Source organism: Kutzneria chonburiensis, from assembly GCF_028622115.1.
In the GTDB taxonomy this organism is placed as follows: domain Bacteria; phylum Actinomycetota; class Actinomycetes; order Mycobacteriales; family Pseudonocardiaceae; genus Kutzneria; species Kutzneria chonburiensis.
Genome location: NZ_CP097263.1, coordinates 1,098,000 through 1,114,053, shown reverse-complemented (window position 1 = coordinate 1,114,053; position 16,054 = coordinate 1,098,000). Strand labels below are relative to the sequence as shown.

Sequence of the window (16,054 nt, the reverse complement as noted above, 5' to 3'; positions counted from 1 at the left end):
ATGACCGCAACACTGACGGCACCGGCCGCAGCCCCGCCCTCACCGGCGGGGCCGCGCCGCAAGCGCCGCACCCTCTCGCCGACGCTGCTGGCCTTCGTGCTGGTGCCGCTGCTCGTCGAGACGCTGTGGGTGTTCTGGCCCGCGCTCCAGGGCGTGTACCTGTCCTTCACCAGCTGGGACGGCGTCTCGGCGGCGACGCTGGTCGGCTTCGGCAACTACGCCGAGCTGTTCAGCGATCCCACGTTCGGCAAGGCGTTCCTGGACACGGTGCTGTGGCTGGTGCTGTTCGGCGGCCTATCCGCGGTCGGCGGCCTGGCGATGGCCATGCTGCTGCTCAAGGACCGGCGCGGCGTCGGCTTCTACCGGGCCGCGCTGTTCACCCCGGTGGTGTTCTCCCTGGTCGCCACGGCGTTGATCTGGCAGGCCATCTACCAGCCCAACGGCCTGGTCAACACCGTGCTGGGCGCGATCGGCCTCGACAGCTGGCAGCACTCGTGGCTGTCCGACGCCAACACCGCGCTGTACGCGGTGATCGTGCCGGCGCTGTGGCGGCAGATCGGCTACATCATGGTGCTGTACCTGGCCGGTCTCAAGGGCATCGACCCGACCCTGTACGAGGCGGCCACCGTGGACGGCGCTTCGAAGTGGCAACAGTTCACCAAGATCACCCTGCCCCAGCTGAGCAGCGTCAACTCGGTGGTGCTGTCGGTGATCATCATCGACTCGCTGCGCTCGTTCGACGTCGTGTGGGCGCTGACCCGCGGCGGCCCCTACCACTCATCGGAACTGCTGAGCACCTACATGTACTCCACCGCTTTCCAGTCGCTGCGGCTCGGCTACGCGTCCGCGCTGGCCGTGGTGATCTTCGTGCTGGCCTTCGGGGTCATCCTCACGTACCTGGTGCGTGCGTTCCGGGACGCCGACGCATGAGCCGGCGACCGCTCCGCACCGGCGGCTACCACCTGGTCGCCGGCGGCATCTCCCTGCTGTGGCTGCTGCCGATCATCCTGGTCGTGGTCACCAGCATCCGCAGCTTCGACGACGTGGCCGCCAACGGCGTCGGCAGCCTGCCGCACTCGTTCACGCTGGACAACTTCGGCCAGGCGTGGGTGGACGGCGGCGAGTTCCAGGCCATGGTCAACAGCCTCATCGTGACCATCCCGGCCGTGATCATCACGTTGGCCCTCGGCGCGATCTCGGCGTTCGCGCTGAGCCGCTACGACCTGCCGTTCCGGCGGACCGTGCTGCTGGTGATGCTGGCCGGCAACCTGCTGCCGCCGCAGATCCTGCTGGTGCCGGTGTCGAAGATGGCCGAGATGCTCGGCATCTACGACACCCTCGGCGCGCTGATCGGCGTGCAGATCGGCTTCGGCCTCGGCTTCTACACGTTCGTGCTGTACGGCTTCATGCGGGCCATTCCCAACGAGATCCAGCAGGCCGCGGTGATCGACGGCGCCACGCCGCTACAGCTGTTCTGGCGGATCATCCTGCCGCTGACCCGCCCGGCGCTGGCTTCGCTGGCCGCACTGGCGTTCACCTGGGTGTTCAACGACCTGCTCTGGTCGATCACGGTGATCAGGACCGACTCCAAGTTCCCGATCACCTCGGCCCTGCTCGGATTGCAGGGGCAGTACGTGTCGCAGTGGAACGTGATCGCCGCCGGTTCGGTGATCGCGGCCATCCCGACCGTGGCGGTGTTCCTCCGGTTCCAGCGGCACTTCGTGGCCGGACTCGCCTTGGGGGCAGTGAAGTGACCCAGCAGTGGACACTGCACCTGGCCACCACCACGTACACCGTCGGCCTGCCGGAGCACCGGCGCTGGGCCGAGCTCCGGTCCTGGGGGCCGGCCGGCGTCGAGGACGGGCCGTCGCCGCTGGCCAACGTCGGCCGCACACCGTACCTGACCGAGGCCGACGGGGCACCCGTGGAGTACGCCCCGTTCGGGCTGCGGCCGTTCGCCGGCGCCGATCTGGTGGCCGGGCCGGTCGGCGCGCCCCGTGAGTCGTGGTGGACATTCGATTCGGCTTCGTACAAGGAAACCTCCCTTCGGCTGACGTTCGCCGACCAGGTGACCGGGCTGCGTACCGACCTGTACTACGAGGTCGTGCCCGGCACCGACGTGCTGCTGCGCTGGACCGAGCTGACCAACACCGGTTCGGTGCCGATCCGCTTGGAGCGCTTCGACTCCGCCGGCTTCTGTCTGCCCGTGGACACCGCGCGGGTGTCGTTCCTCATCGGCCGCTGGTGTCAGGAGTTCCAGCTGCGCCAGGTGGTGCTGCCGGCCGGCCGGTTCGAGATCGACAGTCGGCAGGGCGTGGCCGGGCACGGCTATTCGCCGTGGCTGGCCGTGCAGGACGATGTCGTTGACGGTCCCACGTGGGGTTTTCAGTTGGTGTGGCCCGGTTCCTGGCGGATCGACGCCGACATCGAGCTGAGCGGCTCCTGCCGGGTGCGCGTCGGCCGTCAGCCGCACGAGGGCGCGGTTCTGCTGGCCCCTGGCGCCACCATGGAGACGCCTCGGGTCGCCGCCGCGTACAGCGCCGACGGCCTGGGCGGGTTGGCCCAGGTGTGGCACTCGTACGAGCGTCACCTGTCCCCCGGCGGCCGCCAGGTGCTGTACAACTCCTGGGAGGCCACGGAGTTCGCCGTCGACGCCGCCGGGCAGCTGGAGCTGGCCAAGGTGGCCGCCGACATCGGCGCCGAGCTTTTCGTCGTCGACGACGGCTGGTTCGTCGGCCGTGACGACGACACCGGCGGTCTCGGCGACTGGACGCCCGACCCGGCCAAGTTCCCGGCCGGCTTCGGCTCGTTCGTCTCCGAGATCCGGGCTCTTGGCCTGGAGTTCGGGCTGTGGGTGGAGCCGGAGGCGATCAGCCCCAGGTCCCGCCTGTACGCCGAACATCCCGACTGGGTGTACCACCTGGACGGCCGCGCGCCGACCTTGATCCGCAACCAGCTGCTGCTGGATCTGGGCCGTGACGACGTGTTCGAGTTCGTGCTGTCCACACTGGACGGTCTGCTGTCCTCCTATCCGATCCGGTACCTGAAGTGGGACATGAACCGGCCGCCGACCGAGCGGGGCCGCCCCGGCTCGGGTGATCCCGAGGCGTTGGACCTCGACGGCGCCCATGCCCGCAACTACCTGCGCATCCTCGACCACCTGCGGGCCGCGCACCCCTCCGTCGCGATCGAGGGCTGCGCCGGCGGCGGTGGCCGGGTCGAGCTGGCCACCATCTCCCGTACGGACGTGGTGTGGCCCAGCGACAACACCGGCCCGCTGGACCGTCTGTCCATTCAGTACGGTTTCCTGCACGCCCACGCTCCGCATGTGATGAGCTCGTGGGTGACCGACGCCGCCGGCGTGTTCGACCAGCGGCCGCGGTCGCTGCGGTTCCGTTTCGTGCTGGCCATGGCCGGCGCCTTGGGCATCGGCGCCGACATCCGCTCGTGGACGCCGGGCCAGCGGGCCGAGGCCGCCCGTTATGTCGCGCAGTACAAGGAACTTCGCCCGTTCCTGCACTCCGCCACCGTCACGATGATCGGCACTCCCGCCGACCCCACGTTCGCCCTCCAGTACACCGGGGCCGACCAGGTCGTGGTGCTGGCGTGGAACACCGGACCGCTCGACGGAACTCCGGCCCTGTCCGGCCGGCGTCCTCGGCTCCGTCTGTCCGGTCTGGATTCCACGGCCAGCTACGGCTCGTACTCCGGCGCCCATCTGATGTCCGTCGGCCTGCCGGTCGACTGGACGTCGGCGGACGCCGACGTGATCGTGTTGGAGCGCTCGTGACCATCACGTTCGATCCCCGCTCCGGCCGGATCCTCCAGGTCTCGGTGCGCGGTCGCGACGCCTTCTGGGTCGCGGCCGAGCCGGCCGGCTGGAACCTGGGCGGCGATCGGCTGTGGCTGGGTCCCGAGCGGGACTGGTTCTGGGCCGGCACCGCTCGTGACGACCTGTCACGGCACCATGTTCCGCCCGAGATCGATCCCGGCAACTGGGACCTGGTGCACCAGCGTCCCGACGGCATCGATCTCGTGCTCAGCGCCGCTCTCGTCGACCGCAACACCGGCGAGCCCACCAGCGTTCTCGTCGAGCGGCACGTCACCGTGCTGGCCGACACCCGCTATGTCGCCGAGTACGTGACCGAGACGGTGCTCCAAGTCCAGGGCGGACACCCTGTAGATCTGTGGAACATCGTCCAGGTCCCGCTCGGCGGCCGCCTGGAGATCGGCGTCACCGGCGAGTTCTCGTTCCGCGACCACCTCGCTTCCCCCGTGGATCCCTCACGTTTCACACATTCCCCCGACATGGCCACCATAGACCTGACCGGCAAGATCATGTCCAAGTTCGGCATCACCTCGTCGGTGGCCACCGGCCTACTCCGCTACACCTTGCCCGGCTTGGTCATCGAGCGACACATCGACGTCCAGCCCGGCGGCGACTACCGGGACGGCCCTTACCAGCTGACCGGTGACGTCATCCAGGTTTTCGAGGACGACGGCCACTACGGCGGCTACGCCGAGCTCGAGCACCACAGCATCGCCGCTCATCCCGGCCAGTCGGTCGTCGACCGCTGCCGCACCGTCATCCGTGCGACTTGAGGAAGGCCAACACCTTCTCGTTCACCACCTCCGCGTGGGTCTCGGCCAGCGGGTGCGGTGCGCCCGGGATGATCTCCACGCACGCCTCCGGCATCAGTCGGCGGACCCGGGTCCGCACCTTGCTCGCATCGTGCACGATGCTGTTCTCCCCCAACAACACCAGGCTCGGCATGCGCAGCCGGTGCAGCTGCTCGTCGCTCGCGTACCGGATCATCGGCACGCTGGACCGGTAGTGGGCCAGGCCGTAGTTCACCAGCCGTTGCCGGTCCGGGTCGTTCGGCCAGCCGCCTTCCACGAGCCGGCCGAACCTCTCGTACTCCGCTTCGGTTCGGTTGACCAGCATGCGCAGGAACGTCGGCAGAGCGCGCAGCGGCGGTCGTCCGATGCTGTTGCCCCCGGGTTCCAGCAACAGCAGCGAGTCGACGCGCCTGGGCGCGTGCCAGGCCAGCTGCATCGACGCCCAGGCCCCGTAGGACAGTCCCCCCACGTGTGCCGTGTCGATGCCCAGTCCGTCGAGCACGTCCTCCAGCCAGAGCGCCAGGTCCACCGGTCTTCCGATCGGCGCGATCTGCGTGCCCAGCCCCGGATAGCCCAGCGTGTCGAGCGCGATCACCGTGTAGCTCGCGGCCAGCGCTCCGGCGTTCGGGACCCAGTTCGCCGCCGTTGCCCCGGAGCCCGGCACCAGCACCACCGGCGGCCCCGTGCCGTGCCGGATCACATGCGTGCCGCCGAAGCGGGTGTCGACGCGGAGGTCTTCCGCTCCCGGCGGCCATTGCGCCCGCACCCGGGCGTAGATCTCCCGGTAGTGCCGGACGGATCCGCTGTCCTTGAATCCCCCGATTCTCCCCATGCGTCCGTTCTACTCCGGTCGCCCCCGACCGAGCCCGGGACCTAGGTCCTGTCCTGGCCGGGACCCGGTGGAATGCACTCGACCGAGTGACTCGCGGGGATCCGGGAACGGATCCCCGCGAGTCATCACATCAGGCTACGAAACCGTTGAGGTGCAAGGAAACGGAGCGGATGCTGCCGGTGTCCACGGCGCCGCCGTCGACGACCTTGAAGGTCCAGGTGCCGTCGGCGACGTCGTTGAGCAGCGAGCCGAGGGCGGACTGGGGCTTCCAAGAACCGGTGAAGGGAGCATTGGCGGAACTGACGGTGGAGAACGCCGCGGACGCCGAGTCGTCGAAGACGACCTGGCAGAAGTTGTGCCCGGCGCCGCCACGGCGCTGGAACAACACGGCGGTGGCACCGGACGGCGAGGTCAAGGTGCCGGTGAGGTCGCCGGCGTAGGTGTGGTCGAGACCCACGGTGGTGGAACCAGCGGTGGTGCTGCACGAAGTGCCGTCGATGGAGAAGGTGAGCTTGGAAGCCCTACCGACGCCGGTGACGGGGATGGAGACGCTGGCGCCGACGGTGCTGTTGTCGGGAATGGCAACGGGGGCACCGGAATACGCGAACGACTGGACCACGGGAGAAGGCTGCCCGATGGGAATCTGGAAGCTCTGCGTGGTCGGCGAATGCGCGCCGGCGAAGGTGACCTTGGCGTTCAACACGACCGGCACACCGAGCTGCTGCGTGGCGGGCACGGTCAAGGTGAACGAGTTGATCACGGTCTGCCCGGCCTCGATGGTGCCGTAGCGCTTGCTACGAGGCGCGATGGTGACGCCAGGCGTGGGCGAGTCGACGACGACGCTCGTCGAAGCGGCGGTGCCGTCGCCACCGTTGTAGACGGGCAGCGTCACGGTAGCCGTGTCACCGGGCTTCACGAACGGAGAACCGTTGGGACCGCGCACAGTCGGCACCTGGGCGGTGGCCAACGGCTGGGGGCTGGCGCCGGTGTAGGCCAGGACCCGATCGGCCAACAGAATGCCAACGCCCGTACGGTTGTCGACGCCAGGAGCGCCGATGTCGACGGCAGTCGCCGTCAGGGCCTGACGAACATCGGCGGGCGACATACCGGGATTGCCGGACAGCACCAGACCGGCGATGGCGGCGGCGTGCGGCGCGGCGGCGGAAGTGCCGAAGAACGGGGAGAAGCCGGGCGCGGACGTGGCAACGCCGTCGGCCGCGGTCAGATCGGGCTTCTGCCGGACCTCGGCCCCGGGCGTCCCGTCGGCCTTGAAGAAGATCTTGCGCGGACCGTCCGAGCTGAACCGCTCGATCTGCGAGGACGAGCTGAACGTGCCGGGGTACGGACCGGCCGGGTTGGCCGGGTCACCGGGCTCCAGCGGCCGGCCGAAAGCGGCGGCAGCGGGCGCGGCGGCGACGCTGTAGGCGTCCTTGGCGGCGGAGTGGCCACTGGTCATGCCGGGCGTCACGAAAGCCTGGAGGCCACCGCCGGACACGAACCGCCCACGAAGAGCCGACAGCGACAGATACTTGTTGTCGCCCTTGAACTTCACGATGGCCAGGCGCTGCCCACCGGCGGAGGTGTTGACCCGCTCGTACGGGTCCTGGGTGCCGGTCTGGAGGTTCTGGCTGAACGACACGACGTTGCCGGACGCGTCGAGCAGGTAGAGGTCGTAGTCGTCGCCCGCGTGCCCCAGCGGGTCGTTCCACCACAGCGTCACGGGAACACCGGCGGAGGAGGCCGACAGCGGCTCCAGAACCTGGGTTCCGCCAACGGAAGCGGCGAAGTTGTGCGCCCCGCCGGCGAACTTGCCGATCACCTGGCCGGAGTCGACGTAGTCGCCCTCCCAGTGCCCGGAGGTCCCGTCGACGACGTTGCCCTCGTTGCCGGCGGACGAGAAGTACAGCGCGCCGTCCGCGGTCACGGCGTTGACGGCCTGCGCGATGGGGCCGTCCTGGAAGGCGGCCTCGTTGAAGTAGAAGACGTCGTCGACGATGACATCGCAGTGTGCCTGGCTGCGCAGGGCACGGATGTTGTCGGCGAAGCTGCTGTCGCTGATGAAGGCGGTCGCGAAGCCCAGCGCCGCACCGGGCGCGAGGTCGTGCATGATCTCCAGCATCGCGGTGCCCTCGTCACCGCTGCCTTCCTGGCCGGGCAGCACGTCCACGGGTGGCAGCTCGCCGGAGGCCACGGACGCGGCCAGCGAGGAGACACCGTCGGACAGCGCGCACAGCTTGGTGCCGACGCCGGTGATCCCGTTCTGCTGCCGGGCGGTGTCGGCGGCGTGCGCCCGGTCGCCCTGGCTGGTGATGGCCGCGGCGATGTTGGCCCGCAGGCCGGGCTTGGTGGCCGCCTCGACGCGCGCGTCCCTGGTCTGCTTCGAGACGGAGTCGGGCTGGCTGGAGATACGGCCGGGGGCGGCGGACCCGGGGGCCTCGGACGTCATGGCGTCGCTGCCGGCGTCGATCCGCTTGATGTCGTCACGGGTGGCCAGCGCGCCCAGCGCGGACAGCGGCAGCTCGGCGCGGATGCTGGCCTCGCGCTGCGAGACGTTGCGGATCTGGCCGCCGGCCTTGCGCACGGCGTCGACCAGCGCGTCGGACGTCTTGGTGGCACGGATGTCGACGGCGACGGTGTTGCCCGCCCCCACCTTGAGGTTGGACTGCACGTGCGGCAGCGCGGACCGGGCCGACCGGTCGGTGCGCAGCTTGTTCTCGACGAGCAGCTGGCTGTCGATCTTCCGGTCGGTGGCCGACTCGGACTTCTTGAGGTCCTGCAACGCGGCGATCTGGGCCGCGGTGTTGGCGGCCATCATGCCGGGGTTGGGGTGCGGCGCGGCGGCCGCGGGCGAGGCGAGGCCGAGGGCCGTGGCCAGGCACGCGGCCCCAGCGACTAACACGGTGCTTCTGTGACGAACGAATCTGCGCAACTGGCCCTCCCAGGGTGTGGCGCGGGCTCACTGCTGGTGATCACCAGCAGTGAGCCCAACGTAAAGTTTCCGCACGATCACCCACAGCAGCCTTGCGGGTGTCGCCCAAGTGGGCCAATCATCACGTTTTGTCGATAACTACAAGACAAAGGCATCTGTCCACAGCTGTCCGGTTCGCCCGGACAGCGCATCCAACATCGAGGCCGCCTGACCGTCCGTCAGCGACGCGACGAAGTCCACCACGGCCCGCCCCTGGCCAAGGCGCGCACGGCATCCGGCCCAGTCCGAACGTCGCCGGCCGGTCCGGCTAGCAGGTCCGGGGCCGTCCGGGCGAGTGACCGGTACTCGGTGTCGGCCAGCTCGACCAGGTCGTGCAGCCGCCGCGGCAGCCGGTCGGCCTCGTGCCGGTCGGACAGCCATTGGTCAAGCGCCTCAACGAGATTGGTCAGCAGCCGGGCCTGGCCGCGCTGGTGCAGGGCCAGGTCGGGGCGCAGCAGCACGAACCGCCGGTGCACGAACTTCAGCACGGCGACCTCGTGCCACTGGGCCGGCGCCAGCAGAACGTGACCGGACCTCGGCGTCGGATCCACCAGCACCTCGACGCCATCGACCAACCGCGTGGTCCACCGCCCGGAGAACGCGGCCACGCGCTGCTCGGCCTCGGCGGAACCGTCGAACGGCACGGCGAGCAGGCCGTCCACCAACTCCGTCCGCACGCGACGAACCGCCGCCGCAAAGGCGTCGTCGTCCACGGCCCAGGAGTCCTTCTCGTGCAACCGACGCCGCATGGCCTCCAGCGATCGCCCCGGCAGCCGCGACTGCGAGGCAAGCTCGGCTTTGGACAACGAAGCCAGCTCCAGCGCGTCGGTGAGCCACGTCGTCAGCTCGGCCGCCACGGTCGCGTGCTGCAACACGCCGACCCGGTGGAAGTCCTCGACGTCGTGGATGGCGTACGCGATGTCGTCGGAAGTGTCCATAACGGACGCTTCCACGGTCTGCTGCCAGTCCTCGACACGCCCGTGGAACGGGGCCCGCGACTGCTCGAAGTCGTCGAGTTCCGTGACGTAGGCGGAGAACTTGGCCGAGCCACTGCCAACGGCCTCCGGCGGCTCCGACGCGCCGCGCGGCGGGATCCGCAGCGTGCGCGGATGCGGCGAGGGATGGGAAAGCCGCGTCCACGGGTACTTCAGCAGCGCGGCCCGCACGGCGACGGTCAGATCGAGACCGACGGCCGCCGGCCCGCGCACGTCCGTGGTCGTCACGATACGGAACGACTGCGCGTTGCCCTCGAAGCCGTCGGCCAGCCCGAACCGGTTGCGGGCGATGCGGTCCAGCACCTGCTCGCCGAGATGCCCGAACGGCGGGTGCCCGAGGTCGTGGGCCAGGCTGGCTGCCTCGGCCACGTCCGGGTCGCAGCCGCCGAGCTTGTCCAGCACGGCGGCGGTGTCGCCGCGGGCGGTCAGCCGCTCGGCGATGGCCCGCGCCACCTGCGCCACCTTCAGGCTGTGCGTGAGCCGGTTGTGCAGCAGCAGGCCGGAGCCGGTAGGGCTGATCACCTGGGTCACGCCGCCGAGCCGGGCGAAGAACGGCGAGCTGGCGACCCGGTCCCGGTCGGCCCGGAACGGGCTGGCGGCCAGGTCGGCCGAGGAATCGGAGAATCGGCGGTGCGCTCGCAGGTCGTGCATGCGTGTGACGTTAGCCTGGACGGGTGGTCGACGTCCTGGTGGTCGGGGCCGGACCGGCCGGGTCCGCCCTGGCGGCCGCCTGCACGGACCTCGGTCTCAGCACGACACTCGTGGACCGGAACCCGGAAAGGCCCTGGCGGCACACCTATGGGGCCTGGGCGCACGAGCTGCCACCGCTCCCCCACGACGCCATCGCCGCCCGCGCCACGACCGTCAAGGCGTTCGCCCTCACCGAGCACCGCCTCGACGGCGAGTACGTGGTGCTGCACAACGAGAATCTGCGCCGGCATCTGTCCCGTCCGGACATCGAGACCATCGCCGGCCGGGCCGCCGACATCACGCCCACGACCGCAACGATCAACGGCCGGACGATCACCGCCGGCATCGTGGTCGACGCGAGTGGGCCGCCGCGCGGCCGGTACGCCGAGCAGACCGCCGTCGGCGTCACGCTGCCGGCCGATGTGCTGGACAAAGGCGAAGCGGTTTTCATGGACTGGCGGCAGGCCGGCGACCCGCCGACCTTCTGCTACGCGCTGCCCCTCGACGACGAGCGGGTGCTGGTCGAGGAGACCTCGCTCGCGCATCTGCCCGGGCTTTCGTTCGGGCTGCTGCGCGAGCGCCTGCACCGGCGGCTGGCCGTGCACGGCTGGCCCTTGGACCGTCCGGACCACGAACGGGTGCGCTTCCCGCTCAACCCGCCCCGGCCGAGAGGTCCGCTCGTCACGTTCGGCGCGCGGGCCGCCCTGGTGCACCCGGCGACCGGCTACAGCGTGGCCACCGCGCTGACACTCGCGCCAAAAGTTGCGCATGCAATAGCCGAGACACCGACCCGGGTTCGTGACACGATCTGGTCGCCCAAGGCCAGAATGACGCACGGATTGCGACGACGGGGCCTGTCGGCATTGCTCCACCTGCCATCGACCCGCGTTCCCGAGTTTTTTGAGCTGTTTTTCCGGTTGCCCGCGGAAAAGCAACGGATCTACCTCACAGAACGTGAGAATTTCACCGGTACGGCGGCTGCGATGCTGGCGTTGTTCCGGTCAGCTCCACCCCGGTTACGCAGCGCGATTGCATTTGCCGCAACAACTCGATGAACACACAGTGAAGCCACTCGGCAATTTCACCTCGGACACGCCAGGATCGGACCGTGACCGGGTTGCTGGAGGATGTGCGCTTCGCGTTCCAGCCATTGTTCAACCTGCACACGGGTGGCGTCATCGCGATCGAAGCGCTCGCGAGGCCCGCCTCTCGTTCCGTCTACGAGCTGCTCCGCGACGCCGCGCGCGCCGGTGAGCTGCTGGAGACGGACGTTGCGCTGGCCGCCGCCGCGGTACGGGCCGCCGCCGAGCACAACAACATCGTGCCGCTGCACGTCAACGTGCTGGCCGCGACCGTGTCCAAGGCGGCCGAGTCGATCGGCCCGCTGCTGGACGCGATGCGGGAGACCGGCCGCGCGCCGGACACGCTGTGGCTGGAGGTCGGCACGCCCTTCTCCCGGCTGCGCCGGGAGAACCTGCGCAACGGCCTTGACCTGCTCCGCAGCAGCGGCTTCCACATCGCGCTGGACGGCGTCGGCGACGGCGACGTGCCGCTGTCGCTGTACACCGAGCTGACCCCCGAGATGATCAAGCTGGACCGGCGGATCGTGGCCGGCCTGCCCACCGACGCCGGCAAGGCCGCCCTGGTGCAGGCCCTGACCGTGCTGGCCGAGCACAACGGGGCGCAGCTGGTCGCCGAGGGCGTGGAGAACGAGCTCCAGCTGGCCGCCGTGCGGCGGCTGGGCTTCGGCCTGGCCCAGGGCAACCTGCTGGCCATGGCCGGCCGCCGGCCCAACGTGGAGATCACCATCGCGGCGGCGCTGACCAAGCTGCCGGAGGCCGAGCTGACCGGCCCGGTGCGCCGGGCGAGCGGTCCTCGGGTGACGGATTTCCTGCACCCCGCGACCATGCTGCCGGTGTCCGCGACGGCCGAGGAGGTCCGGTCCATCCTGGCCAACCAGGGCGCGGTCGGCGGCGTGGTGCTGGTCGACGAGAACAACCGGCCGCACTTCACCGTGGACCGCAACCGGTTCCTGCTGGCCGTCACCGGCCCGTACGGGCACGCGCTGCACGCCAAGCGGGAGGCCGCCCGGCTGGCCGACCGGCCGTACATCCTGCCCAGCGACGCCACCGCGCTGGACCTGCTGGACCTGCTGGCCAAGGCCGAACGGCAGCGGATGAACGACGAGGTCGTCATCGTCGACTCGCACGACCGCTGCCTCGGCGTCGTGCACAGCTCGGACGTGGTGCGGGGCATCGCCGAGATGAAGGTGGAGCAGGCCGCGTCGCTCAACCCGCTGACCCGGCTGCCCGGCAGCGACGCGCTGGCCCGCGAGGTGGACCGGCGCATCGCCACCCGGGAGATCTTCGCCGTGGGCTGGCTGGACGTGGACGGCTTCAAGCAGGTCAACGACTCGGCCGGGTTCGCGGCCGGCGACGACCTGATCCGGGCGATCGGCCGGGCCCTGGCCGACGCCGCCGCGGTGCTGCCGACCGTGCAGGTCGGACACGTCGGCGGCGACGACTTCGTGTTCGTCGCCGGCCTTGACGACCTGGTGCCGCTGTCCTCGGGCCAGCTCGACACCGGGCACACGGCCGGCGGCATGGCCATCTCGATGTCCTTGGCCACGTTGGTGTGTTCACCCGGCAGTGTGAGCGATTATCGCGAGGTGTCACGCCTGCTGGCGCCGTTGAAGAAGCACGCCAAGGCGCTGCGCGGGGACAGCTGGGTGCTGGGCCGGCCGGGTTCGGAGCGGATGGACGTGCTGCGCGGCGGCAACGCCGCGCCCGCGGTGCCGCCGGCGCGGCGCGGCACCGTCAGCGCCTGAATGCGTGCATGCGTCACGCCGCCGCCAAGCGGGTTAGTACTCCCCACAGCCCGGTGAAGTGCTGCCACCATCGTGAAGCTCGGACCACACCAACGCCGGACGCGCGCCTTGGTTGGTCACTCATAGCATTGCCTCGGTGACGGAACGCGACTATGTCCAGTCGGCGGCGGGAGCTTCGGTGCACACCATTGACGGAATCGAGCGGCAGCACCAGGGGAAAACGGGCCGGTTGGCCGTGCCCGCACCCAGATCGGGAGGCGGCCGGACGGGACTGACGGTCGGCGTCGAGGAGGAGTTCCTGCTGGTCGACTACCGCACCCGGCGGGTGTCGCCGCGAGCACCCCTCGTGCTCGCCGCGGCGGCCGGCCGGCTGCCCGGGCTGCAACCGGAGATCACTCAGTTCCAGGTCGAGACGGCCACCCCGATCTGCCACACGATGGCCGAGGTACGGGCGAATCTTGTTGACAGCAGGGAAAAGCTGGCCGGGACCGCGCGCCGGCAGGGATTGCGGCTGGCCGCCACCGGCACCCCCGTGCTGGGCCGGGCCGCGCCGCCGCCGCTGACCGACAGCGCCCGCTACCACCAGATGGCCGCCGAGTTCGGCGCCGTCACCGACGGGCTGTCCATCTGCGGATGTCATGTGCACGTCGGCATTCCCGGGCCGGAGGAAGGTATTCGGGCCAGCAACTACCTGCGGCCGTGGCTGCCGGTTCTGCTGGCGTTGAGCGCGAATTCCCCGTTCTGGGAGGGCCGCGACACCGGCTACGCCAGCTGGCGCTACCTGGTGTGGGCGCGGTGGCCGACGGCCGGCCCGCCGCCGGTGTTCGAGTCGGCCGAGCAGTACGAGCACGCCGTCCGGTCGCTGATGCAGGTCGGCGCGGCCATGGACCGGGCCATGGCCTACTGGGACATCCGTCTGTCGCAACAACATCCGACCATCGAGCTGCGGGTGTGCGACGTCGCCGCGACGGCCGACGAGGCGGTGCTGATCGCCGCGCTGACCCGAGCGATGGTCGCGACCGCCCTGGAGGACACCCGGCCGCCGTTGGGCATGCCGCAGCACCTGCTGCGGGCGGCCGGCTGGCGGGCCGCCCGCGACGGGCTCGACGGCAGCTGCGTCAACCCGGTCACCGGGCACACCCTGCCCACGCCCGTGCTGGTCCGGCAGCTGATCGGCCGGGTACGGCCGGCGCTGGAGGAGGCCGGCGACCTCGAACTCGTGCTGGATCTGCTGGAGTCGTTGGTGGCCAAGGGCTGTGGGGCCGCGCGGCAGCGACGCGCGTTCGGCCGCAACGGCAAGCTCACCGACGTGGTGGACCTGCTGACCGCGCAGACCGCCGGGGCCGACGACCTGGTGTGAGCCTCACTCGCCGGTCGTGCCGTCGGCGAACTCCCTGAGCACGTCCAGATGTCCCACGTGGCGCGCGGTCTCCTGCACCACGTGCGTCAGCAGCCAGCGCACGGTCTTGTCCTCGTCCTTGGTGGACCGGTCGCCGGCCGCCTTGTCCGCCAAGGCCCGCTCGGAGAGCGCCCACTGCTCCTGATACTCGGCGACCACGGATTCCGGCGTGTCCTGTTCGGACAGTCGGAAGTCGATGTCGCGATCGGGGCTCTCCCAGCGGTTGGGCAGGTCGAGGCCGCCGCCGACGATGCCCAGCCAGTAGCGCTCGACCGAGGTCAGGTGGCGGATCACGCCCATGGCGCTGAACACCGGCGAGGCCGGGAACGGCGCGGCCGCCGCGGCCGCCCGGTCGAGGCCGGCCAGCTTGTTCACGGCCGTGATGCGCAGGAAGGTCAGGAACTCGGTGAGCAGGGTCAGCTCGTCGGCGGCGTTCGTCTCGGGCCAGCGCCGCGGCAGTTCGCTCGAACTCATGTTCGATAAGGTATCATTCGGGGAGGTCGTGACTGGCGAGGGTGGGCTACCACCGGGGAGCGGCCGGATGTAGATGCGAGCGTCGACCGCCTGGGCGTCTCCGTCAGCCGAGAAGCTGAGGAGGCAGCGATGGAGTTCCGCTACGGCATCAACCCGCAGCAGGCCGCCGAGTACGACGGCGCGGCGGTCCGGATACTGAACGGGCAGCCCTCGTACATCAACATGCTGGACGCGCTCAACGCCTGGCAGCTGGTGCGGGAGGCCTCCCGGGCGCTCGGCCGGACCGTGGCCGCCTCGTTCAAGCACGTCTCCCCGGCCGGCGCCGCGCTGTCCGGGCCGATCGACCCGGTGACCGCCGACCTGTACGGCATGGACGACGTCGGCCCGGTGGCCAGCGCCTACCTGCGGGCCCGCGACGCCGACCCCAAGTCCTCCTTCGGCGACTTCGCCGCCGTGTCCGCGCCGGTCGACGCCGAGCTGGCGGCGCTGCTCAGCACCGTGGTGTGCGACGGGATCGTGGCCCCCGGCTTCGAGCCCGGCACCGTGGCGACGCTGAGCGCCAAGAAGGGCGGCCGCTTCCTCGTCGTCGAGGCCGACCCCGATTTCGAGCCGCCGCAACGGGAAACCCGCGAGGTGTTCGGCATGCGGCTGACCCAGGACCGCGATCCCCTGCCGCTGACCCGGGATCTGCTCGGTGACGGTCTGCCGTCCACCGCCGTCGACGACCTGCTGCTGGGCATGGCCGTGCTGCGCTACACGCAGTCCAACTCCGTCTGCTACGTGAAAGACGGTGCCACGCTGGGCATCGGGGCCGGTCAGCAGTCCCGTGTGGACTGCACCCGGTTGGCCGGCGGCAAGGTCGACATCTGGTGGCTGCGGCGGCATCCGGCGGTGCGAGTGCTGCTCGACGTCGCGCCCGGCACCCGTCGGCAGGATCTGGTCAACGAGCAGATCCGCTACATCGAGGAGGACCTCACCGCCGTCGAGCGGGCCGAGTGGATGGAGCGGCTGACCGGCGTCTCCTTCGTCTCCGACGGCTACCTCCCGTTCCGCGACAACGTGGACCACGCTGCCCGGCACGGGGTCAGTTACATCGCCGAGCCCGGCGGGTCCATCCGCTCCGACGACGTGGCGCAGGCCTGCCGCAAGCACGGGATCACGCTGGTGCGTACGGGATTGCGGCTGTTCCACCACTGACAAGGTGAGGAAGGGTCGAATCCTTCCCGGGTCACCCGGGAAATCCTCCCGG

The 16,054-nt window shown here is 70.2% G+C and carries 11 protein-coding genes, 1 pseudogene and 1 riboswitch; of the genes and pseudogenes, 8 read left to right on the top strand and 4 right to left on the bottom strand.

The genetic code is table 11. The features are described from left to right. From M3Q35_RS05265 to M3Q35_RS05250, 4 genes are read left to right on the top strand one after another with little or no spacing between them, the layout of a single operon-like run. Positions 1–930, top strand: coding sequence for a carbohydrate ABC transporter permease (locus M3Q35_RS05265; protein ID WP_273940477.1), 930 nt, complete (start codon positions 1–3; stop codon positions 928–930). Further along, positions 927–1,754, top strand: a complete 828-nt coding sequence (locus M3Q35_RS05260; protein ID WP_273940476.1) for a carbohydrate ABC transporter permease — start codon at positions 927–929, stop codon at positions 1,752–1,754. Before M3Q35_RS05265 ends, M3Q35_RS05260 begins: the two co-directional genes overlap by 4 nt. Continuing rightward, complete coding sequence (locus M3Q35_RS05255; RefSeq protein WP_273940475.1) at positions 1,751–3,790, top strand: alpha-galactosidase; 2,040 nt, start codon at positions 1,751–1,753, stop codon at positions 3,788–3,790. The genes M3Q35_RS05260 and M3Q35_RS05255 overlap by 4 nt, the downstream gene beginning before the upstream one ends. After that, positions 3,787–4,602 carry a hypothetical protein gene (locus M3Q35_RS05250; RefSeq protein WP_273940474.1) on the top strand — a complete coding sequence of 272 codons (816 nt, stop codon included), beginning with the start codon at positions 3,787–3,789 and terminating at the stop codon, positions 4,600–4,602. Before M3Q35_RS05255 ends, M3Q35_RS05250 begins: the two co-directional genes overlap by 4 nt. On the opposite strand, the gene M3Q35_RS05245 is transcribed toward M3Q35_RS05250, so the two are convergent. The 3 genes and pseudogenes from M3Q35_RS05245 to M3Q35_RS05235 all read right to left on the bottom strand — a co-directional run bounded on the left by M3Q35_RS05245 (position 4,586) and on the right by M3Q35_RS05235 (position 10,066). Further along, positions 4,586–5,452 carry an alpha/beta fold hydrolase gene (locus M3Q35_RS05245; RefSeq protein ID WP_273940473.1) on the bottom strand — a complete coding sequence of 289 codons (867 nt, stop codon included), beginning with the start codon at positions 5,450–5,452 and terminating at the stop codon, positions 4,586–4,588. The two genes, M3Q35_RS05250 and M3Q35_RS05245, sit on opposite strands and share 17 nt — an antisense overlap. Before the next feature lie 130 nt (positions 5,453–5,582). Beyond that, the gene (locus tag M3Q35_RS05240) at positions 5,583–8,351 is read right to left on the bottom strand and encodes a S8 family serine peptidase (protein WP_273940472.1); all 2,769 of its coding nucleotides are present in this window, start codon (positions 8,349–8,351) and stop codon (positions 5,583–5,585) included. A 168-nt stretch (positions 8,352–8,519) separates the two neighbouring features. Next, a pseudogene (locus tag M3Q35_RS05235) lies at positions 8,520–10,066 on the bottom strand (deoxyguanosinetriphosphate triphosphohydrolase family protein). Positions 10,067–10,089: 23 nt separating this feature from the next. On the opposite strand from M3Q35_RS05235, the gene M3Q35_RS05230 reads away from it, so the two are divergent. From M3Q35_RS05230 to M3Q35_RS05220, 3 genes are all read left to right on the top strand, one after another. Then, positions 10,090–11,160 (top strand): lycopene cyclase family protein, encoded by a 1,071-nt coding sequence (locus M3Q35_RS05230; protein WP_273940471.1) that lies wholly within the window; start codon positions 10,090–10,092, stop codon positions 11,158–11,160. Positions 11,161–11,213: 53 nt separating this feature from the next. Next, a complete protein-coding gene (locus tag M3Q35_RS05225) occupies positions 11,214–12,932 on the top strand; it encodes a GGDEF domain-containing protein (protein ID WP_273940470.1) in 1,719 nt (572 codons plus the stop codon). Between the two features lie 136 nt (positions 12,933–13,068). Then, a complete protein-coding gene (locus tag M3Q35_RS05220) occupies positions 13,069–14,292 on the top strand; it encodes a carboxylate-amine ligase (protein ID WP_273940469.1) in 1,224 nt (407 codons plus the stop codon). A gap of 3 nt (positions 14,293–14,295) precedes the next feature. Here the strand turns inward: M3Q35_RS05220 and M3Q35_RS05215 are convergent, their stop codons facing one another. Beyond that, complete coding sequence (locus M3Q35_RS05215; RefSeq protein ID WP_273940468.1) at positions 14,296–14,805, bottom strand: mycothiol transferase; 510 nt, start codon at positions 14,803–14,805, stop codon at positions 14,296–14,298. A gap of 18 nt (positions 14,806–14,823) precedes the next feature. Continuing rightward, a riboswitch (ZMP/ZTP riboswitch) is annotated at positions 14,824–14,908 on the top strand. 26 nt (positions 14,909–14,934) lie between these two features. Here M3Q35_RS05215 and M3Q35_RS05210 point away from each other — a divergent pair. Beyond that, a complete protein-coding gene (locus tag M3Q35_RS05210) occupies positions 14,935–16,002 on the top strand; it encodes a 5-aminoimidazole-4-carboxamide ribonucleotide transformylase (protein WP_273940467.1) in 1,068 nt (355 codons plus the stop codon). Positions 16,003–16,054 lie beyond the last annotated feature (52 nt).